Annotated in this window: 20 protein-coding genes; 8 read left to right on the top strand and 12 right to left on the bottom strand. The window is 45.0% G+C overall.

Annotated elements, in window-relative coordinates; genetic code table 11:
* The 5 genes from QVA83_RS10715 to QVA83_RS10735 form a co-directional block, all read right to left on the bottom strand.
* Positions 1-440: pyridoxal-phosphate dependent enzyme (locus QVA83_RS10715; RefSeq protein ID WP_287498459.1), on the bottom strand; the 440-nt coding region annotated here is incomplete at its 3' end.
* A 20-nt stretch (positions 441-460) separates the two neighbouring features.
* On the bottom strand, positions 461-1,870 hold the full coding sequence (gene trpCF / locus QVA83_RS10720; RefSeq protein WP_156078150.1) for a bifunctional indole-3-glycerol-phosphate synthase TrpC/phosphoribosylanthranilate isomerase TrpF: 1,410 nt from the start codon (positions 1,868-1,870) through the stop codon (positions 461-463).
* Entirely contained in the window at positions 1,863-2,894 is a 1,032-nt protein-coding gene (gene trpD / locus QVA83_RS10725) for an anthranilate phosphoribosyltransferase (RefSeq protein ID WP_014948943.1), read from the bottom strand. Before trpD ends, trpCF begins: the two co-directional genes overlap by 8 nt.
* On the bottom strand, positions 2,887-3,519 hold the full coding sequence (locus tag QVA83_RS10730) for an aminodeoxychorismate/anthranilate synthase component II (RefSeq protein ID WP_014948944.1): 633 nt from the start codon (positions 3,517-3,519) through the stop codon (positions 2,887-2,889). The genes trpD and QVA83_RS10730 overlap by 8 nt, the downstream gene beginning before the upstream one ends.
* Positions 3,516-5,252 carry an anthranilate synthase component 1 gene (locus tag QVA83_RS10735; RefSeq protein WP_287498460.1) on the bottom strand — a complete coding sequence of 579 codons (1,737 nt, stop codon included), beginning with the start codon at positions 5,250-5,252 and terminating at the stop codon, positions 3,516-3,518. Before QVA83_RS10735 ends, QVA83_RS10730 begins: the two co-directional genes overlap by 4 nt.
* A gap of 278 nt (positions 5,253-5,530) precedes the next feature.
* On the opposite strand from QVA83_RS10735, the gene QVA83_RS10740 reads away from it, so the two are divergent.
* From QVA83_RS10740 to dkgB, 6 genes are all read left to right on the top strand, one after another.
* Positions 5,531-6,388: a PHP domain-containing protein gene (locus QVA83_RS10740; protein WP_069944025.1), complete on the top strand. Its 858-nt coding sequence runs from the start codon at positions 5,531-5,533 to the stop codon at positions 6,386-6,388.
* A gap of 226 nt (positions 6,389-6,614) precedes the next feature.
* Positions 6,615-7,235: an L-threonylcarbamoyladenylate synthase gene (locus QVA83_RS10745; RefSeq protein ID WP_014948946.1), complete on the top strand. Its 621-nt coding sequence runs from the start codon at positions 6,615-6,617 to the stop codon at positions 7,233-7,235.
* Between the two features lie 224 nt (positions 7,236-7,459).
* A complete protein-coding gene (locus QVA83_RS10750) occupies positions 7,460-8,323 on the top strand; it encodes a segregation and condensation protein A (RefSeq protein WP_014948947.1) in 864 nt (287 codons plus the stop codon).
* Positions 8,310-8,903 carry an SMC-Scp complex subunit ScpB gene (scpB, locus tag QVA83_RS10755; protein WP_014948948.1) on the top strand — a complete coding sequence of 198 codons (594 nt, stop codon included), beginning with the start codon at positions 8,310-8,312 and terminating at the stop codon, positions 8,901-8,903. Before QVA83_RS10750 ends, scpB begins: the two co-directional genes overlap by 14 nt.
* Before the next feature lie 40 nt (positions 8,904-8,943).
* A complete protein-coding gene (gene rluB / locus QVA83_RS10760; protein ID WP_014948949.1) occupies positions 8,944-9,840 on the top strand; it encodes a 23S rRNA pseudouridine(2605) synthase RluB in 897 nt (298 codons plus the stop codon).
* A 228-nt stretch (positions 9,841-10,068) separates the two neighbouring features.
* Positions 10,069-10,872, top strand: coding sequence for a 2,5-didehydrogluconate reductase DkgB (gene dkgB, locus QVA83_RS10765; RefSeq protein WP_014948950.1), 804 nt, complete (start codon positions 10,069-10,071; stop codon positions 10,870-10,872).
* Positions 10,873-11,095: 223 nt separating this feature from the next.
* Here dkgB and QVA83_RS10770 read toward each other — a convergent pair whose 3' ends face one another.
* Positions 11,096-11,659, bottom strand: coding sequence for a sugar O-acetyltransferase (locus QVA83_RS10770; RefSeq protein WP_039225718.1), 564 nt, complete (start codon positions 11,657-11,659; stop codon positions 11,096-11,098).
* Positions 11,660-11,699: 40 nt separating this feature from the next.
* Positions 11,700-12,371, bottom strand: a complete 672-nt coding sequence (locus QVA83_RS10775) for a DUF4097 family beta strand repeat-containing protein (protein WP_156078151.1) — start codon at positions 12,369-12,371, stop codon at positions 11,700-11,702.
* 551 nt (positions 12,372-12,922) lie between these two features.
* Between QVA83_RS10775 and QVA83_RS10780 the strand changes: the two genes are divergently transcribed.
* Both QVA83_RS10780 and QVA83_RS10785 read left to right on the top strand, forming a co-directional pair.
* Positions 12,923-13,417: an arsenate reductase family protein gene (locus QVA83_RS10780; RefSeq protein ID WP_039216282.1), complete on the top strand. Its 495-nt coding sequence runs from the start codon at positions 12,923-12,925 to the stop codon at positions 13,415-13,417.
* A 12-nt stretch (positions 13,418-13,429) separates the two neighbouring features.
* Positions 13,430-14,716 carry a DUF445 domain-containing protein gene (locus QVA83_RS10785; protein WP_156078152.1) on the top strand — a complete coding sequence of 429 codons (1,287 nt, stop codon included), beginning with the start codon at positions 13,430-13,432 and terminating at the stop codon, positions 14,714-14,716.
* Between the two features lie 133 nt (positions 14,717-14,849).
* On the opposite strand, the gene tmpT is transcribed toward QVA83_RS10785, so the two are convergent.
* The 5 genes from tmpT to nadK form a co-directional block, all read right to left on the bottom strand.
* On the bottom strand, positions 14,850-15,503 hold the full coding sequence (gene tmpT, locus QVA83_RS10790; protein ID WP_156078153.1) for a thiopurine S-methyltransferase: 654 nt from the start codon (positions 15,501-15,503) through the stop codon (positions 14,850-14,852).
* 105 nt (positions 15,504-15,608) lie between these two features.
* Positions 15,609-15,965, bottom strand: a complete 357-nt coding sequence (locus tag QVA83_RS10795) for an outer membrane protein assembly factor BamE (protein WP_012517879.1) — start codon at positions 15,963-15,965, stop codon at positions 15,609-15,611.
* Positions 15,966-16,089: 124 nt separating this feature from the next.
* Complete coding sequence (recN, locus tag QVA83_RS10800) at positions 16,090-17,775, bottom strand: DNA repair protein RecN (RefSeq protein ID WP_156078154.1); 1,686 nt, start codon at positions 17,773-17,775, stop codon at positions 16,090-16,092.
* A 301-nt stretch (positions 17,776-18,076) separates the two neighbouring features.
* Complete coding sequence (gene dps, locus QVA83_RS10805; protein ID WP_014976104.1) at positions 18,077-18,586, bottom strand: DNA starvation/stationary phase protection protein Dps; 510 nt, start codon at positions 18,584-18,586, stop codon at positions 18,077-18,079.
* 259 nt (positions 18,587-18,845) lie between these two features.
* Entirely contained in the window at positions 18,846-19,721 is an 876-nt protein-coding gene (gene nadK, locus QVA83_RS10810) for an NAD(+) kinase (protein WP_014948959.1), read from the bottom strand.
* Positions 19,722-19,739 lie beyond the last annotated feature (18 nt).

The following is a 19,739-nucleotide window of genomic DNA, read 5'->3' on the forward strand; positions in this document are numbered from 1 at the left end:
CGGAACACGTTTGGCGCTTGACGCTCAACATCTTTCGCACCCATATAAATACGTGCTTTTAGCCCCAACAATGCACATGCTAACGCAGTTGCAACACCGTGTTGGCCCGCGCCTGTTTCGGCAATAACTTCTTTTTTACCCATGCGCTTGGTAAGTAGCGCTTGGCCCAACACCTGGTTAGTTTTGTGAGCGCCACCGTGTAGTAAGTCTTCACGCTTTAGGTATAACTTTACCTTTGGGTTACTTACCAGATTGCGAGTTAACGTCATTGACGTTGGGCGACCGGCGTAGTCTTTTAACAGAGATAAAAACTCTTCGTTAAATGTCGGGTCGTCCTTGGCATCCAAAAATGCTTTTTCCAGCTGGTCTAGCGCTGGAATAAGTAGCTCGGGCACGTACATGCCACCAAATTCACCAAATTTTGTATCTAACTGGTTCATTACGTTGTCCTGTATTTAAATTAGTAACGGCGGCAAATGGCAAAAAGCGCGTCGAGTTTTTCTTCGCTTTTCACACCGGGGGCGGTTTCTACGCCTGAATTCACATCAATAGCACCACAGCCGGTTGCAATAGCTTCTGCAACATTCTGGGCGTTAATACCGCCAGCAAGCACTAACTTATGCTTCGCTTCGATATCGGTTAATAGCTGCCAGTTGAACGCTTCGCCTGTACCGCCTTTGGCATCACCCACTTGGCAATCCAGAAGAACACGGCTTACAAGGCTATTTTTTAAGTGTCTGTCCACTGCGTCTGGTAGTGCGCCAGAAGAGGTTGCTTTAACACCTTCGACTTTCCAAATTTCACAACCTTCTGGAAGCTTGGCAGCAAGCGCTGAAATGTAGGTGTCATGTTCGCTGCCGTGAAGCTGCACGGCAAAAAGGTTGAGCGAGGCGGCGAGCGATGCCACTTCATCAATGTCGTGATTAACGAACACACCAACAAAAGCACCGTCAACGCTCTGCGTTATAGTCAAAGCCTGTGCTTCGCTCACACAGCGTGGCGATTTTTCAGCGAAGATAAGCCCGCCAAAGCTAGCGCCTTTATCAAACGCCATTTGCGCTTGTTCGGGGTTGGTAAGCCCGCACACTTTAACTGCGCCATTCACTAACGTTTTCACAGCGCGCGGTAGGTCAGACTCTGCCATTAACGCACTGCCCACCAAAAAGCCTTGGGATACAGGCGCTAAACGAAGCACGTCTTGGTGTGTGTATATGCCCGACTCTGAAATAACCACGTAATCGTGCGTGGCTTTTTCAAGCATGGGCACAAGGCGTTCGGTGGTCGCTAAATCGGTAGAAAGGTCGCGTAAGTTGCGATTATTGATACCAATGATGTTGGCTTCAAGGGCAATAGCGCGCTCCATTTCTTCTTCATTACTTACTTCGGTAAGAATGTCTAATGACAGAGCATTGGCAACGCTTGCCAACTCTCGATATTCGTCATCATTTAGCACACTAAGCATTAATAGCACTGCGTCGGCATTATAGTGACGGGCTAGATACACTTGATAGGTATCAACGAAGAAATCTTTGTTAAGCACAGGCTGAGCAACACGCTCAGTAACATAAGCTAAGTACTCAAATTTACCTTGGAAGTACTTCTCGTCTGTCAGCACAGAAATACCGGCAGCATAAGGCGTGTAAGCCGCTAAGATCTCGTCTAAATCGAAATGCTCTCGAATAAGGCCTTTTGAAGGCGATGCTTTTTTGCATTCGAAGATAAAGCCTGCGTTTGGCTCACTAAGTGCGGCAAATAAACTATTTTCGGAAGGAACTAGATTCGCCTTGAAGCTTTCCAGCGGCAGTGCATCTTTGCGTGCGGCCACTTCTTCTCGTTTGTCTGCAACAATTTTCTCAAGCACATTAGCCATTCGTGCTTACCTCCTGAGTAATTTTGGCAACCTTCGTTAATAACTGCATGGGTAACCCTTCGGCCATAGCGTTCATCGCCATTTCAGCCCCTTCTTTGAAGGTTGAGGCTTTGCCGGTTACTTTCAACAGTGCCCCGCAGTTCATGGCGATAGCGGCACGGTGCGCCTCTTTACCTTCGCCGTTTAGCGCTGCTTCAACAAATTGTCTGTTTTCTTCAGGTTCACCGCCCTCAATCGCAGAAAGAGGATAATGAGGTAAACCGAAGTCTTCGGCGGTAACGGTAAGCTTGCGAATATCGCCATGCTCAAGGTCGTAAATCATTGATTCGCCGTGAAGCGCCAGTTCATCCAAGCCATCGCCATGCACTATCATTGCGCGGTGTTGGCCAAGCAGCATAAGGGTTTTTGCGTAAGGTTCAAGCAGTTCAGGAGAGTATACGCCGAAAACGCCATGAGTTGGACCCGCCGGGTTTGCCAGCGGCCCCAGTATATTAAATAAGGTTCTGGTCTTCATCGCAGCGCGCACGGGGGCTGCGTGGCGCATACCGGCGTGATAAACCGGTGCAAAAAGAAATGTGAAATTTGCTTCATCTAAGCACTTGCGGGAAGTTTCTGGGCTTATTTCTAAATTAAGACCAAACTGGCGAAACAAATCAGCAGAGCCAGACTTACTCGATACACTGCGATTACCGTGTTTCGCCACCTTCACGCCACAAGAAGCGGCAACCACCCCAGCTGCACTGGAAATATTAATGGTGTTGTGGCCATCTCCGCCTGTACCAACGATATCTGCAAACTCATAAGACGGTGTGGGAAAGGGCAGTGCATTGGCAACCATGGCACTCGCCGCACCCGCAATTTCGCTGGGAGATTCTTTTTTCATTTTCAGCGCAGTCAGCACTGAAGCAATCATCACCTCGCTTTGTTCACCGTGCATGATGCTGTTAAACAAGCTGTATGCCTCGGTTTGCGACAGTGATTCTCGCAACATAATTTGTTCTAGTAGAGGGCCTGCATTAAGCATGGTTCGCTCCCTGTAACGTTAAATAGTCAATACTTTGCTTTAACAGCATACTGCCGTGGGCTGTTAAAATAGATTCTGGGTGAAATTGGAAACCCAACATGCGATCTTCGCTGTTGTAAACTGCCATTACGGCCTCACTGCCGTCATCGTTTATTGTAGATGCGCAAACAGTAAGGTTTTCAGGCAATGAATGTGCCACTAAAGAGTGGTAGCGTGCTACATGTAAGGGCTGCTGTAAGCCTTTGAACATGGCGTCTTCAGAATGGGTAATAGCAGAAGACTTGCCGTGCATAACTTGGCTGGCGCGACCTACGGTGCCGCCGTAATGCTCAACAATGGCTTGGTGGCCTAAGCAAATTCCAATAACGGGGAACACGCCGTGTACCTTTTTAAGTAGCTCAGGCATACAGCCAGCTTCACTTGGTGCACCTGGGCCTGGCGACAGCATAAGAAGCACTGGGCCTTTTGTTGCTTGTTCCTGCATTCTTTCAAACAGAGCATTTGCTGAAACCGTGTTGCGATAGACTTTAATGTCTAGGTTTAAGGTGCGCAGTTCGTCCACAAGGTTGTAGGTAAATGAGTCTACATTGTCGAGCAAAAATAGGGTGGTCACTTGCTGATTCATGCGTTGCCTCCTTCATTTAATGCAACGTTGATACTTTCAGCTTCTTCTTGTAGCGCTGCTTTTACTGCACCAATTACCGCTTGTGCCTTAGCGCGGGTTTCATCAGCTTCAGCTTGTGGAACCGAGTCATATACTACACCTGCACCCGCTTGAATATAAGCCGTGCCGTTTTTCACAAACGCTGAGCGAATGACAATACAAGTGTCCATATCGCCTTGACCATTCAAGTAGCCAACCGCACCGCCATAACTGCCGCGGCGTTTTTTCTCTACTTCGCGAATTAACGTCGCTGCGCTTACTTTTGGTGCGCCAACTAGAGTGCCCATATTCATGCAGGCTTGATAAGCGTGCAGTGGATCTAAGTCGTCACGTAGCTGGCCAACCACGCGTGACACCAAGTGCATCACGTGAGAGTAACGGTCAACTTTTAGCAAGTCTTTCACATAGCGCGTACCTGGGCGACTCACTTTTGCAACATCGTTTCGGGCAAGGTCAACCAGCATAATGTGCTCAGACTTTTCTTTGGTGTCTTCGCGAAGGTTGAGCTCAATACGGCTGTCTAAATCTCTATCAATACTGCCGTCGGGGCGCTTGCCACGTGGACGGGTACCGGCAATCGGGTAGATCTCTACCTGATTACTTTCTCTTTCGTATTTGAGCGCTGATTCAGGAGAGGCGCCAAATATGCTGAAAGCGGCATCTTGCATGTAAAACATGTAAGGGCTTGGGTTTGATTCTTTAAGTTTAGCGTAAGCAAGTAGCGGCGACGGGCAGGGGAGAGAGAATGTGCGCGAGGGCACAACCTGAAAAATGTCGCCGGCTAAAATGTGCTGTTTTAAGTCCAGCACATGGTTGCAAAACTGTTCATCACTTAAATCAACACTAACTTCAACGCTTGGGTCAAAAGAAGAAAGTGACTGTCCGTTTTGAGTTTCGTTTGAGTTTTCTGAGTTGGAAACGAGTGACTGTCCGCTTTGTGCTTCACTTTCTACATCAGCAATCTTTGCTGTATTTGCACCTACTAGCACGGGTTCAGCGGGCATATCGTGTAGCTGCTGATGAATTGCTTCTAAGCGCTGAGCAATGGCAAAGTATTGCTGGGCTACGTCTTGTCCGCTAAAAACACTGCCAATTAAATGGGTTTCGCGGGTTTGGTGGTCAACGGTAATTAAAGTTTCTGCTAAGTAAAATACAAAGTCTGGACAGTCATTTTCATCTTCTGCAACGTTAGGTAATTTTTCAAAGCCTGCTAGCATGTCATAGGCAAAAACACCGCCTAAGAAAACGGCGTGGGGATGCTGGCGGATTGGCGTTATCTTATTGATAACAATGCGAAGCGCGTCCATTACGCTTGCGGCCTTTAAGCGGCTGTCTTCGTCAAGTTCACCGTCGGCTTCATCACACACCAACGTAATTGAAGTGTCTGTCCTTTCTTTGATGTGTAGGCCGTCAGGGGCGTGGTCAACAAATAAAGGTAACACTGAAGCGCCGTTGCCTGTCAGTGCTTTCACTTCAACGCGGTTGCCCCGGCATTCCATGCGCAGTGCTGCGTCAACCATTAACAAGCTTTGTAAATCGTCTTTAGAATCAATTTCTGCCGACTCTAAAAGCAATGCGTTATTTTTATTGCCACAAAGGTGGGCAAACGCGGCAAGTGGATCATCGACATAGTGTCCCACCTGCTCAATTGTCTCTACCTTACCTGGAGAAATCCCCAGTTCCGCTAAACTCATTTTTGCTACTCTCCAACTGCAAAAAGACAAAAAAAAGGCCCGTATTAACGGGCCTTTATGTGTATTCATTCACGCACTACAGTGCACACCGCCCGTTAAGTTAGGGAGTGCCACCACCAAGCTGCAACTGTCATTGCTGTTGAAATATTGTATGAATGCATGAATTACTCGTTGTTTTTCCAAACTTCAATAGGATTTGAAGCGGTTAGTACGTATACTTTGTGTGTATAGAAGAAAACAAATTGCCGTTTGTGTCAACCTAAAATTTGCATAAGACATTGAAAATAGATCTACACAGTCATACAAAATTCTCTGATGGCCACCTAACGCCAGAAGAATTAATCCTTCGCGCGCACACCATGCAGGTGGATGCGCTTGCCGTTACCGACCACGATACCGTAGCCGGTTTGGAAGAAGCACATGCTACTCAATCGAAGCAAAAACGTGCATTAACCATTATTGATGGTGTTGAAATTTCCACCACTTGGCACAGTTTCGATATCCATGTAGTTGGATTAAATGTGGACAGACACTGCCCAACGTTTCTTGAGCGGCTGCAAGGCCAGTCTCAAACCCGAGAAGCTCGAGCTGAAAAAATTGCTGATAAGCTCGAAAAGTGTGGGTTTGAAGGTGTTCTAACGCGAGCAAAAGCGCTAGCGGGCGTTGGCCAGGTGACACGGGCGCACTTTGCGCGCGTATTAGTAAATAACTACGGTGTGCCAAGTATGGACGCCGCGTTTAAAAAGTATCTTGGCAAAGGCAAACGAGCTGCAGTTAAAGCAGAGTGGCCAAGCATCGAAACGGCTATCGAGTGGATCCACGATGCAGGTGGACAAGCTGTACTGGCTCATCCTGCTCATTATGATATGACAGCGAAGTGGCTACGGCGCTTGGTGGCATTGTTCGAACAAGCCGGTGGCGACGCCATTGAAACCGCATTTCCAGGTATCAATAAAACCAAACAAGAGCTTATTAATGAGCTTGCACAAACCCATCAGTTACTAGCATCGGCGGGCTCTGATTTTCACTTTCCGTCTCGTTGGACTGAGCTGGGTAAGAACCTCGGCATTAGCAGTAAGCTCACACCCGTATGGCATAATTGGAAACAATTTGAAGGGCAGGTGGCCGAGAGCTAAGGAAATCTAATTTGCAACGCTCTCGGTATAAATGGGCAAGGTAAGGCAAATGGTTCACGTACGGTTGATGAGCGCTAAAGCTAATTAAAATGCCGAGAGTTGGTTGGTAAAAAGCTTAAAAACGAGTTTTACCCACGAGCTTAACCAGCAAGCTTTACGAGTGGACAGACACTTACCTCGTTGGCAAAGTAGTATCGTTCTGCGCGTTTAAGAAAAGGAAGTAATTATGAGTCAATTTTTCTATGTGCACCCCGACAACCCGCAAAAGCGCCTAATTAGTCAGGCTTGTGAGTTAATTCGAGAGGGAGCAGTGGTGGTGTATCCGACAGACTCAGGCTACGCCATAGGTTGCCAAATGGAAGACAAAAAGGCGCTTGAGCAGTTGTGTCGTATTCGTCAAATCGATAAAGATCACAACTTTACCTTAATGTGTCGAGACATGTCTGAGCTATCAATTTACGCAAAGGTAGACAACACGGCGTTCAGGCAAATTAAGAACAACACACCAGGGCGTTACACCTTCGTGTTGAAAGCGACCCGCGAAGTACCAAAGCGTTTGCAAAATCCTAAACGTAAAACCATAGGTATTCGCGTGCCCGATAACGCCATTGCACTTGCATTATTGGAAGAGCTGGGCGAGCCGTTGATGTCAACGTCTTTGATTTTGCCAGGTAACACCATGGCCGAATCAGACCCAGATGTCATTCGCGACAACTTAGAAAAGCAAGTAGGGCTTATTATTCACGGTGGTTACATTGGTGAGCAGCCCACTACCGTGGTTGATTTGTCGGAAGACACACCAGTAATTGTGCGACATGGCACGGGCGATCCGTCTCCCTTTGAGTAACTTTCGTTAGGCTGGCTTTTTGAAGAGACTGTTTTAAATAGGTTATTTTAAATAGCTTCTTTTGCTAGTTGCAGGTGGGAGTTATAGTAGGAAACCGTAAGCTATGTTGCGAGGGCCTGTAGCGCTTCGGTTTGCAGCGAAGCGCTGCAAGTTCTCGCGTGAACGCGTAAATAATAATATCAATAATCGCCGCTTTGTTAGCGCGTAAAAACGGTTGTGGAACTGTGTCAGAGCTTGTTGAAGAAAATAATAACGATAATGATGCCTCTGTTGAGAAGGGGCTTTTGACACCTGTTCAGCAGCCGTTGCCACTTGCGTTTATTAATGGCGAAGCGCTAATTGAAAAGCCTGAAGATCTCTTCATTCCCCCCGATGCCCTAGAGGTCATATTAGAAACCTTCGAAGGGCCGCTCGACTTACTACTTTATCTGATTAGAAAACAAAAGTTTGATATCACCACACTGCCCATCGCTGATGTTACCAAGCAGTATATGGAGTATGTGGATGCCATGATGTCGCTAAAATTAGAGCTGGCGGCAGAGTACTTGCTGATGGCAGCCATATTGGCGGAAATTAAGTCCAGGCTTCTACTTCCTAAACGCAGTGACGATTCCGACGAAGAAGAAGACCCTCGAGCAGAGCTTATTCGCCGATTAAAAGAATACGAGCTAGTAAAGCAAGCGGCAGAAGATTTAGATATTCAGCCTAGACTTGAACGGGATATTTTCACCACTCACGTTGAACTAAGTGAGAATGTGGCGCCAATTCGCATTGAGCCCGATGTGTCTTTAGCTGAAATTGTATTGGCGTTCAGTGCGGCCATGAAGCGCGCTGAAGCGTTTGAACACCATACCATTGCACGGGAAGCACTGAGCACGCGAGAGCGCATGTCGCTCATTTTGTCGTTACTCACAACAACAGAATATACGCCACTTGAACGCCTATTTACGGTTGAAGAAGGTAAAGCTGGGGTAGTGGTTTGCTTCTTAGCAATTTTAGAATTAGTAAAAGAACAGCTAATTTTATGCATTCAGGCAGGTCCTTATGCAAAAATTCATGTAAAATTAGGTGCCCATGAAGAAAATTAACACGGCGCAGCTTAAACAATTGGTAGAGGCAGCAATATTTGTTGCTGATAAACCTATTTCAAAGCAGCATTTAAAAGAAACGGTACTCAATGAGTTTACCGTCGCTGATAGAACCTTGAGTAAGGTGATTAACGAGCTAAAGTTAGACTATCAGCCAAGAGGCATTCAATTGGTGGAAGTAGCAAGTGGCTATCGCTTTCAATCGTTAGATGCGTTAAGCCCGTGGTTAAGCAAATTGTGGCAGGAAAATGCGCCAAAGTATTCTAGAGCAATGCTCGAAACCTTGGCACTCATTGCCTATCGTCAACCTATAACCCGCGGAGAAATAGAGCAGGTAAGGGGCGTGGCGGTAAGCAGTAATATTATAAAGACACTCACAGAACGAGACTGGGTAAAGGTAGTAGGCCACAAAGAAGTGCCTGGGCGACCAGCACTTTATGCAACTACCAAAGGCTTCTTAGACTATTTTTCGATGACGTCGTTGAGCGATTTGCCCAATGCTGATGCTTTCGAAAACATGGCTGAAAGCGTTGCGTCAGACTCGCCGCTTAAGGTGTTAAATGAGGCACCGTCTGAATAGACCGTGCGACCGTAAACAAGCAATTAAAGAGTGAAAACCCATGACTGAAAAGTTGCAAAAAGTACTGGCTAACCAAGGGCTAGGCTCGCGACGAGAAATGGAACGTTGGATTGAAGAAGGCCGAGTATCGGTCGATGGCACCAAAGCAACATTAGGAGATAGAGTCGACCACACCGCACAAATCCGTGTTGATGGTCATTTGCTATCTCGTCAAACAGAACAGCCAATTTGCCGAGTGTTGATGTACAACAAACCCGAAGGTGAATTGTGTAGCCGTCACGACCCTGAAGGTCGCGATACGGTATTTGACCGTCTACCCGCTATTCGACTAGGGCGCTGGATCACCGTTGGTCGTCTAGACATGAACACCAGTGGCCTGCTGTTATTCACTAACGATGGTGAATTAGCCAACCGCCTAATGCACCCTAAGTGCGAAGTAGAACGCGAATACGCAGTACGTGTATTCGGTGAGGTAACAGGCAAAACACTACATACCCTTCAAAAAGGTGTAGAGCTGGAAGACGGCGAAGCAAAGTTCCTGACAATTTCAGGTGCGCCTACGCCGCAGCATGCTGAAGATGAAAGCATGAACCGTTGGTACAACGTAACGTTGAAAGAAGGGCGTAACCGCGAAGTGCGTCGTCTTTGGGAGTCGCAAGGCGTGCAGGTAAGCCGTTTGATCCGTGTTAAGTATGGCCCAATTGAATTGCAAAAGCGTCTACCCCAAGGTGCGTGGGTAGAACTAGGATTAGAAGACGTGAACGCGCTTCGTAGCCATGTTCAACTGCCGGATGAAACGCAAACTATGGTTAATGTGCGCCAGGGCAAACTTGACCACGCGCGTTTAAGTCGCATGCGTCGCTCGGTTAAAAAGCATAAAGTGCGTAAGCAACAAGGCTTAAATAAACGAGCTGGGCGTCCCGCCAAACGTAAGTAATAGTTAATTTATTCTTGACGTGTAAGTGATTACTCAAAGCCGCAAGCGTTCGCTAGCGGCTTTTTTATTTCAGTGACGTGCATTCTTCAACTTAATCACTAGGTTTGTCCCCCATTTAATTCTGATTTCAGTCACGATGATTACGATCTTCTTTCTAAGCGATGGCGTAGCAAAGTGTGAAGCTGCTACGTCAAGTAGGGTAAGACCAAAACGGAAAAGGAGATAGTAATGAAAGATATGCCTCAGTTAGGAATGGGAACGTTTCGATTGAAAGGTGACGAGGCCCGTGAGTCAGTCAGTAAAGCGCTAGAGGTTGGTTTCAGACACATTGATACCGCACAATTTTATGACAACGAAGCACAAGTTGGCGATGCCATAAAAACCAGCGGCCTTGATAGAAGCGAACTGTTTGTCACCACCAAGGTGTGGCACGAGTCATTGGGCGATACCCATTTTATTCCAAGTGTTCACGAAAGCTTAGAAAAGCTGAAGCTAGAATATGTTGATTTGCTTCTTATCCATTGGCCATATCCTGGCAATGATATTTCACTCGAAAGTTACTTAGGCAATCTTGCAAAGGCGAAAGAGCAAGGGCTTACTCGTCATATTGGGGTGTCTAATTTCACTATTGATTTGTTAGATAAGGCCGAAAAGGTTCTTGGTAAAGGCGAGATTTACACCAACCAAATTGAAATCCATCCTTTCATGCAAAATAAGAAAGTTGTTGAAGCGTGTAAGGAAAAAGGCATAAAAGCGACTGCATATATGCCATTTGCGGTAGGAAAAGTAATGAAGGACGAAACGTTATTGCGAATAGCACAAAACCACGATGCGACGCCGGCGCAAGTTGTTCTGGCGTGGATGGAGAAACGTCACATTTACGCAATCCCTTCATCAACCAGTAAAGTACACTTGGCGGAGAATTTAGCTTACGGTGGTGTACACTTAACTGATTCAGAGCTCGCGCTTATTGATGATCTTGATAACGGCGACCGAATTGTAAACCCGGATTTTGCTCCAGACTGGGATTAACGATTTGTAGAGAGCGTTTGTCTTTAGACTACTAACGGGATAGCGTTTAATTTTACCTAGCTCTGTGTACAGGGCTAAAATCAGGGGCCGCCTTTGAGGTACTAATGGCGGCCCTTGAAGAGTCTTTGAATTACCGGTTCAGATTAAATCGATAGATGTGACTTGGTATGGACTCGAGTAAAGGTGTTTTTTAAGACATGTGATACCGAAAACATCACATGCTCTATTCGGCTTGCTCTATTTCTTTGATGACTTTGGCGGGGTTACCACCTATGACCACATTGTCGCCAAAAGACTTAGTTACCACCGCGCCAGAGGCCACAACCACATTGTCTCCCAACGTTACGCCAGGGTTTATGACCGCCATACCACCAATCCAGCAATTATCGCCAATAGTAATGGGCTTGGCGAACTCGATGCCGGTTGCCCTTTGTACCGGATCTAATGGGTGCGTAGCGGTGTACAAACCGACTTGAGGCGCAATCATGCAGTTATCACCTATCGTGACCTTCGCTGCATCTAAAATCACACAATTGAAGTTAGCGAAAAAATTTTCGCCTACGTGAATATTTTCGCCGTAATCACATTTGAATGATGACTCGATGTAAAGCCTTTTTCCAGTACTACCAAACAGCGCTTTTAGTAGTCTTGTACGCTTTTTGTGGTCACTTTGACAAGTTGTGTTGAGCTCGTCTAATTGCATACGACATTGCTTGCGCAATGCCGATAATGTTTTGTCTGACGGAAAGTATAAATCGCCAGCAAGCATCTTTTCTTGTTCAGTCATGCATTTCCAGAATGTTAGCTTAAATGATTAAGCTGATAAGTTACTGCGCACCACTGTAGCTTACAATGACTTTTTGCTTAAGTTCGTCGCTTTCAATATCTAAGTTAACAGGACGGTGCAAAACAATGTTGCCGTCCACAGTAACCGATGCACTAATCGATAGGGTAGGTTTGTTGTCCGATTTCTTGCCCCAAGAGCTTTCACTTTCCTTATATACGATATCGCCTAAAACGTGAGAAGAGCCAGACAAAGTAATATCGCCGTTGAGTGTTTTGATGTGTTTTTCAATGGTTGTATCAACGGCTGTTATGTCTCCATTCACTGTTTCAACGCTACCGCCAATTTTACTTTGCGTAGGAAGCGTAACATTTCCATTCACGGTCTCTACACCCTTAAGCACATTGAGGTGTGAAGCTGCACTTATATCGCCATTTACAATATCGATATTTCGGACAGACACATGGCTACCCATTTCAAGATTGCCGTTAACGATACTGACTTCATCTGCGCCACCATGATCGCTAATTTCCACATTGCCATTAACAGAAGAAATATCGCCAGCGTGCTTCCCTTCAGCTATGTCAATATTGCCTAGAATAGAACTGAAATCGCTGCCTTCTAATGCACTAGCGTCTCCAACATGGATAACGCAGCCAGTAAGCAAAGAGGCTGAAAGCAACATAGCTGCACTAGCAATTATAGACTTTTTCATATTCTTATATCCTTGATTATTTTATAAATACTTAATAAGACGCTTTAACGGTATTAATATCAAACACAAATTTTGTTGTGTATTTATAAAATACGTTTCACGTATCATGCCACTCTTAAAAAGTATTTTAAATCAAAAGGTTAGTTTAATGTGCCAAAGGGGGGAGACTGGCTCAATGGTGTAATGACTAATTTTATAGTTTCATCTGCCACCGGATGGCGAATTTGACCATTCTGCACCACATGGCCCTAAGCTCAGAAGGGAGCTCAGAAGGGGACAGACACTCGCTTGAAGAAATTATTTAAAGAAATGGACAGACACTCATTGTGAATACATCTTTTTGGTTACAAGCTGCTTTTTTGAGTGTCCGTCCTCGAATTGTATTTGGTTACAAGCTACTTTTTTGAGTGTGTGTCCAAGAAGTACAGGTAGCTATTTGAGTGTGTGTCCAACGAGTACAGGCAAGGTTTTAGCCTTTGCGAGTGTCTGTCCTCGAATTTCAATAGTATGTTGGTATATGTGGTTTTTACTTTTTAGTGAGGTTAGGTGGCATGATAAAGATTTATCACAACCCAGAGTGCGGCACGTCTAGGAATGTACTGGCGGTGATCAAGGCCGCTGGGTATGAGGTGCAGGTTATTGAGTATTTGCGTGTTGGGTGGGAACGTGAACAACTAACTTATTTATTGAATGCAGCTAACCTTAACCCTCGACAAGCGCTTCGCACAACAAAGTCTCCTGCTGCTGAATTAGGGTTACTTGATGAAACAGTGAGTAACGAAATCATCTTTGAATTGATGCTGGAACATCCCGTTTTAGTGAATAGGCCTATTGTTTGCATTCCCGAAGGTGAACACGAAAAAGCAGTTTCTTTACCTCTTGGGAGAGTTGAAGGTAATTCCTATTCGAATAACGCGAAAGAAACAGTGAAATTATGCCGGCCAAGTGAAGCTGTACTGGATATTTTGCCTGTATGGCCACAAGGCCCTTTTGCTAAAGAAGACGGCACACCACTTATAGACCAAGATGGTAAACGAGTAATTTAAACGGAGTAGTTTATGCAGGACAAGTACACGCAATTGAATAAGGCTAAAAGGCTTGCATTGGCCTGTTTGATTTTTGCCGCAAGTGTATTTGTTTTAACGGTTTTACTTCCTAAGTTTTATCCAAACTTGCAAGGAGCATGGTGGTTGGGGCTTATTAAGATGGCCAGTGAGGCGGCGCTCATCGGTGGTCTAGCTGACTGGTTTGCAGTGACGGCATTATTTAAGCCAATTCCAGCGAAGTACCCCATTCCGCACACCAATATCGTGGCTAGTAACAAGTCTGTTATTGCTAATAACCTGTCATTGTTCGTTAAAGAAAAGTTCTTTCATCCTGAAGCAATAGAGAAGCTAATTCGGGACAGCGACCCTGCTAAGGGCGCGGGAAGGTGGTTGTCACAGGATAGAAACGCTACCCGTTTAAGTCGCTTTCTATGCGATGCTTTTGCAGGCGTTCTGCGTGTGCTCGATGACAAACCTGTGAAAGCGTTTATCGCTAAAACCGCACAGAAGGGCATTAACCAACTTGATCTTAGGCAATTGATGGCAACCTCGTTAAGCGCCGTTACGAAAGAGCGCCAGCATCAGGTAGTGCTTGATAGGGTGTTAGGGAAATTGGCCTCACTGCTTGCAGAGCCAGAAACCCAAATCTACATAGCAGATACGTTAGTAGTCTGGCTAAAAACTGAATACAGTCGTATCGAAAAGCTATTACCGTCTAGTTGGCTAAGCGAGCAGGGGGCACTCATTGCTGTTAAAGCGGTTTCAAGTATTTTGGAAGATGTATACGAAGATGAGCATCACCCCATTCGCCATGCATTTGATGAGCAAGTACAAGAATTCCTCTACGAACTACAGCACAGCCCGTTAATGGAGAAAAAGGTAAACAGCTATCGGGAAAAAATTATTAATGACCCAGCGTTAAACGCGTATGTTCAGCAATCATGGGCCAAGTTTCATCAATGGCTTTTAACGTCTCTTGAACAGCAAAATGGTAAAGCAGAAACAAAGGTGTCGAGCCTTTTGAACGATTTGGGTACCACGTTAACGCAAGACAGTGAGCTAGCAAAAGCGTTCAATAAGCACATTGGAGAAGCGGCTAAATATATGGCGCCTGAGTTGGCTGAATTTCTAACCCGTCACATTCGCGACACCATCAATAGTTGGGATGAACGTGAAATGGCTGAGCAGGTAGAGTTGAATATTGGCCGCGATCTTCAAAAAGTTCGCATAAACGGCACGATCGTAGGCGGGTTGATAGGTGCAATATTGTTTGGCATAGAGGCACTGCTTGGCCTCTAGTCATTTATTTAAGCAAGTCGCATTAGCTGGTGTGGGTATGAATAGCTTAAGTGTCGCTGTTAATCAGCGCTAAAACGCAAACTATAAAGCAACTATTTCAACGCTTTGTATTGGCAATAAATCTTAAAAAAGTCTACTTCGCCGTTAGTGCAAATACCAAATTATCAGCGTCTACTTTGCCTTTCAAACCGCCTTCAAGCACCGAGCGCTCTAACCTCTGAATGTTGTAATCGGCTGAATAAAGAGCGTCGACGGTTTTTTCGTTTACGCTAAAGGGAGGGCCGGCCATTTCATTCTGGTCATACTCGAAAGAAATGATTAGCTGGGGGGCGCATTGAGTAATGGTAATTAAGTGTGCAGCGTATTGCTCGCGAAGCGGACTGGGCAGTGCAACTAAAGCGGCTCTGTCGTAAACACCAGTAACGTCACCTATGTCGCTTGATGTGAGTTTAAAAATATCGCCCACGTGTATGGTTAAGCCGTCTTTAGCATAAACCTTACCCTTTGCTGTTGGGGTAATGGTAGGCTCGGCTCCCAGCTCTTCAAACAGCTGTATAATAGCCACTTCGCTTAGCTCAGCACCTACCACCTCACAACCTTGGGAAAGTAGCCAGCCGATGTCGCGGGTCTTCCCGCATAGCGGAACAAATATGCGTTTCAAAGCTGAGTGTGAGTTTTCAACATCCAACAGGGAAGAGGCATATTTGATAAGAAGCGCATTCCCTTCAGGTTCGTGAAATCCAATCTCGTTCTTTTGCCATTTACTGTGCCAAAAACTATGTTCCATATAAACCTCAAGTAGGTAAGCGATATATCTCTAAAAAAACAGACGTTTTTATGAAGGGTATTAGAAACAAAAAAGGTAGCGAGAAACGCTACCTTTTAAACAAAATTAGTTATCAAGCGGTGTATTGAAGTCTTCAGATAACTCGAAGTCACCTTCAACCGTTGTCACTTTGTTGTCTACAAAGTTAATCACCATTTGCTTTTGAAAATCTTCACCACGCTTTTTCATACCGCGCTTCATATCGTAAACGTAGTACCAAGTATCATCGTCGAATGAGTCTTGAACAACAGGGTTACCTAGTACATAAATAACCTGTTCTTTTGTCATTCCAACGCGCAGCTTTTCCACATCTCTTTGATCAAGGAAGTTTCCTTGAGGAACGTCGATTCGATAAATCCAGTTCGAGCAAGCGGTTGATGTAAGTGTGATACCAAGAATTACTAATAGGTGTTGCAACTTCATGCGTTAATTTGTCCAGTATTGCCTTTGTTAGTGTCAATGAACTTCGCTAAAGCGAATTTCGAGACTGTTTTATTGCAAGCGCGAAGGCATGCTACATTGACAACTATGACCAATCAACTGCATTTTAGTTCGATGCTGCGCTTTTAAGCAGTTCTTTTGCATTCGCTAGCGCCGATTTGGTTACTTTATCACCGGCTAATAGTCTTGCAAGCTCATCGATCCTGTCTTGCTTAGTCAGCGCCAACATCTGGGTTTCAGTACTTTCCCCGTCGGTAAGCTTGGTAACAAACAATTGATTATGTGCCTGTGCCGCTACTTGAGGTAGATGGGTAACACACATTACTTGCGATTGTTTACCTAATTTACGTAAAAGCCCGCCAACGATTGATGCTGTTGGGCCGCTAATGCCCGTATCGACTTCATCGAAAATCATAGTAGGGGTAGCGTGATGGCCGCTTGCTATAACCTGAATAGCCAGTCCTATACGAGAAAGTTCACCACCTGATACGACTTTTTCTAATTTGTCTGCATCTTGACCAGGGTTGGTAGACACTTTAAATTCTACGGTATCTAGACCTGTGCTCACCGGCTTCTTAAGTTCGTCGTATTGAATCTGAATATCCACTTTTGCGTGGGGCATATTCATTTGGCGAATTTGCACTTCAATATCTTCGCTTAGCTTACCAGCAGCACGTTGCCTGCTCTCAGAAAGCGCTTTGGTCGCGGTTAAATACGTTGCACGTGCTTCTTCTACTTCGCCTTCAAGAGTACCTAACAGTGTTTCCTGTTCCGATAAAGCATTGAATTCGGCGGCTAGCTCTTGGTGATGCTGATAAAGTCCTTCTGGCATCACAGTATGTTTACGGGCAAGTTCCATCGCCTTCGCATAGCGCGCCTCAACTTGCTGTAAGCGAAGTGGATCGATCTCTAAGTGATCGCAGTAGCTACGTAGCTCTCCTGCCGCTTCTTCTACTTGAATTGCTGCATCATTAAGCATTGCAATGATTGGCGTTAAACTAGCGTCGTGCGTCTCTAATTCGCCTAAACGTTCAATACTGCTTTGTATAACTGACAGTGCGTTGCCTTCATCGCTTTCATATAAATTGTATACGCTAGTCTGTGCTTGCTCTAAAAGACTTTGCCCGTTACTCAGGCGTTTGTGCTCTATTTCTAACTCTTCAAATTCACCCTCTTCAATGGCGAATTCATCAAGTTCTTGAACCTGATAAGTTAACAGCTGAATTCTGTCTTCGCGCTGCTGGGCTTGTTCTTGAAGCGCCTTTAACGTGCGCTGCTTATCACGCCAAAGAGAGTAGGTTTCTCTAACTTGCACTAATATGTCGTTGTGCTTAGCGTAACCATCAACTAATTCCCTTTGATGGTCTTCTTTCAGCAACTGTAGGTGAGTATTTTGACCGTGAATGGCCAACAAAAACTGGCCTAAGCCTTTTAACTGCTGAAGTGAGGCGGGAATACCGTTGATAAAAGCTTTTGAACGGCCTTCCTTTGAAATAACTCTGCGAATAAAGCAGCTATTCTCATCTTCATCTGAGGTGAGCTCATGTTCATCGAGGAAGGCTTTAGCTAATACATTGCCGTTTAAAGAAAAGTGAGCAATGATCTCCGCTTTTGCGCTACCTTTTCGCACCGCATTTGCGTCGGCGCGCTCGCCTAAGCACAAGCTTAAGGCATCAATAGCAATTGATTTACCTGCACCGGTTTCACCGGTTATAGCAGTCAACCCGTTTTCCAGTTGAACTGATAATTGTTTTACAACAGCAAAATTAGAAATAGAAAGATGCGCTAACATAACCACACTCGAAAAAAGTTGAACATGATGATATATACAGTAACTGATAATATATACAGTATTTGTGTTGTGTAAAGTTAAGTCGCAAAATATTTATTTAAAAACAACCGGCGTCGATAATAATATTCGTAAAATCAATTGTATAGGTTCGATCTTTTAAGGGTGGGTTATGAATAACCGATAATTCGGATTCGCCGCGAAGGGAAAACTTAAAAAGGAGAGCCGAAGCTCTCCTTAACATTACAACTTTAATCTATTGCAGATAGTTCGGATTACAATCTGCAAACACAGTGAACGTATTCTATTGTTGTAGCTCACCGCTGCCAGACTCAATGTGCGCGCGCACAAACCACTGGAACTGTTCTAAATCTGCAAGTTGGCCGGTGATCATATCTTCCGATACTGGGTCAATTTCACCCAAAAGCTCTAACGCTTTTCTGTGGTCACCATTTACACCGTCATATACGGCATCCAGCGCCTTAAGGTGGTCAAGTACTAAACCTTTACCCAACTCATAATCATTCCAGCTGCGGCCTTCAACAATGGCTTTTGGTGTACCTTTCGGTACGCCACCTAATGTAGCAATTCGCTCTGCAATTGTGTCGGTCATTTCGCGTACCGCATCTACCTGCGGATCCAACATCTCATGCACACCGATAAAATTTGGTCCTACTACATTCCAATGAATGTGCTTCAACGTTAACTGTAAATCTAATAGTGCAACCAATCGCTGATCCAATACCTTGATTGTTTTGGCAGCAGCATCGTTATCCATTCCAGGGGCTGTAAATTTGATATTGGTGTTACTCATGATATCTCCTATTGAATGCAAATAAGTCAGCGGGATGCGAAACATCATTTAGGCCAAATAACAAAGACCTTGTGCTGACGACTTGTTGTAATAGGTGCAACAGGTATGCCGAAAACTTATATTTCTATAAGTCTTGGTTTTCGTTAAGGAAATTAGAGAAGATTAAAAAATCTTTATTTTTCAAGCCTGTAGCAATCAAGAAAATGCTACAGGCTTATGTAATAAATGCACATGGAATCAACTAAATGGAGCAGGGAGGTTAGTAAAGCTTACTACCCCAACCTAACTTTTTACGAAGTACATTGAAGTAGCTGTAGCCCTTAGGGTGAACAAGATGGAGTTTGTCTACGCTTTTGTTTATTCGAATTTCATCGCCAGGCAGCACCGGCAGAACAATATGGCTATCGCAACTCACTTGTAGCGAGTCACTATTAACCTTTGATACTTTCATCGATACCTGACTGTCAGCATCAACAACGATTGGACGGCTGCTAAGTGTGTGAGGAAACATGGGTACCAACGTAAGTGCATCTAGCTTGGGCATAATAATAGGGCCGCCCGCTGATAAAGAGTAAGCCGTTGAACCTGTAGGTGTGGCTACTATTAATCCGTCGCTGCGCTGACTGAATACAAATTGCTCATCGATGTAAATTTCAAATTCCATCATATGGGCAACTTTTCCGTGGTGAAGCACCACTTCGTTTACAGCAGAGTTGTTACTTTTAAGCTTTTCGTGTCGATAAACTTCTACTTCAAGTAAGAAGCGCTCTTCTACTACGCATTCACCGTTAAAGATAAGGTCAAGTTGTTGAACAATATCATCGGGGTGGATATCAGTTAAAAAGCCGAGATTTCCTCGGTTTACACCGACAACGTGAATGTCAAAGCGAGCGAGCACACGTGCTGCACCAAGCATGCTGCCGTCACCGCCTACCACAACGGCAAGGTCAGCCTCTTTGCCAATAGTGACAAGGTTACAGCTTTTGAAGTTTTCGGTTTCAAGTTCTTCAGCAATACTTTCCTCAACCAATAATTTACAGCCTTTTGCCAATAAATATTCGGCAAGAATGTTCAGGCTGTCATGGGTTGCAGCGTGCTGAGGTTTTCCAATTAAAGCAACGGTTTGATAGGGCATGGAATGCTAATGTCCTTT

The organism is Alteromonas sp. AO-Serp, assembly GCF_017849675.1.
Classification (GTDB): domain Bacteria; phylum Pseudomonadota; class Gammaproteobacteria; order Enterobacterales; family Alteromonadaceae; genus Alteromonas; species Alteromonas macleodii.

Coding starts and splice junctions, on each gene's coding strand:
- trpCF (WP_156078150.1), bottom strand. CDS start 1,870: ATGGCTAATGTGCTTGAGAAAATTGTTGCAGACAAACGAGAAGAAGTG.
- trpD (WP_014948943.1), bottom strand. CDS start 2,894: ATGCTTAATGCAGGCCCTCTACTAGAACAAATTATGTTGCGAGAATCA.
- QVA83_RS10730 (WP_014948944.1), bottom strand. CDS start 3,519: ATGAATCAGCAAGTGACCACCCTATTTTTGCTCGACAATGTAGACTCA.
- QVA83_RS10735 (WP_287498460.1), bottom strand. CDS start 5,252: ATGAGTTTAGCGGAACTGGGGATTTCTCCAGGTAAGGTAGAGACAATT.
- QVA83_RS10745 (WP_014948946.1), top strand. CDS start 6,615: ATGAGTCAATTTTTCTATGTGCACCCCGACAACCCGCAAAAGCGCCTA.
- scpB (WP_014948948.1), top strand. CDS start 8,310: ATGAAGAAAATTAACACGGCGCAGCTTAAACAATTGGTAGAGGCAGCA.
- rluB (WP_014948949.1), top strand. CDS start 8,944: ATGACTGAAAAGTTGCAAAAAGTACTGGCTAACCAAGGGCTAGGCTCG.
- dkgB (WP_014948950.1), top strand. CDS start 10,069: ATGAAAGATATGCCTCAGTTAGGAATGGGAACGTTTCGATTGAAAGGT.
- QVA83_RS10770 (WP_039225718.1), bottom strand. CDS start 11,659: ATGACTGAACAAGAAAAGATGCTTGCTGGCGATTTATACTTTCCGTCA.
- QVA83_RS10775 (WP_156078151.1), bottom strand. CDS start 12,371: ATGAAAAAGTCTATAATTGCTAGTGCAGCTATGTTGCTTTCAGCCTCT.
- QVA83_RS10780 (WP_039216282.1), top strand. CDS start 12,923: ATGATAAAGATTTATCACAACCCAGAGTGCGGCACGTCTAGGAATGTA.
- QVA83_RS10785 (WP_156078152.1), top strand. CDS start 13,430: ATGCAGGACAAGTACACGCAATTGAATAAGGCTAAAAGGCTTGCATTG.
- tmpT (WP_156078153.1), bottom strand. CDS start 15,503: ATGGAACATAGTTTTTGGCACAGTAAATGGCAAAAGAACGAGATTGGA.
- QVA83_RS10795 (WP_012517879.1), bottom strand. CDS start 15,965: ATGAAGTTGCAACACCTATTAGTAATTCTTGGTATCACACTTACATCA.
- recN (WP_156078154.1), bottom strand. CDS start 17,775: ATGTTAGCGCATCTTTCTATTTCTAATTTTGCTGTTGTAAAACAATTA.
- dps (WP_014976104.1), bottom strand. CDS start 18,586: ATGAGTAACACCAATATCAAATTTACAGCCCCTGGAATGGATAACGAT.
- nadK (WP_014948959.1), bottom strand. CDS start 19,721: ATGCCCTATCAAACCGTTGCTTTAATTGGAAAACCTCAGCACGCTGCA.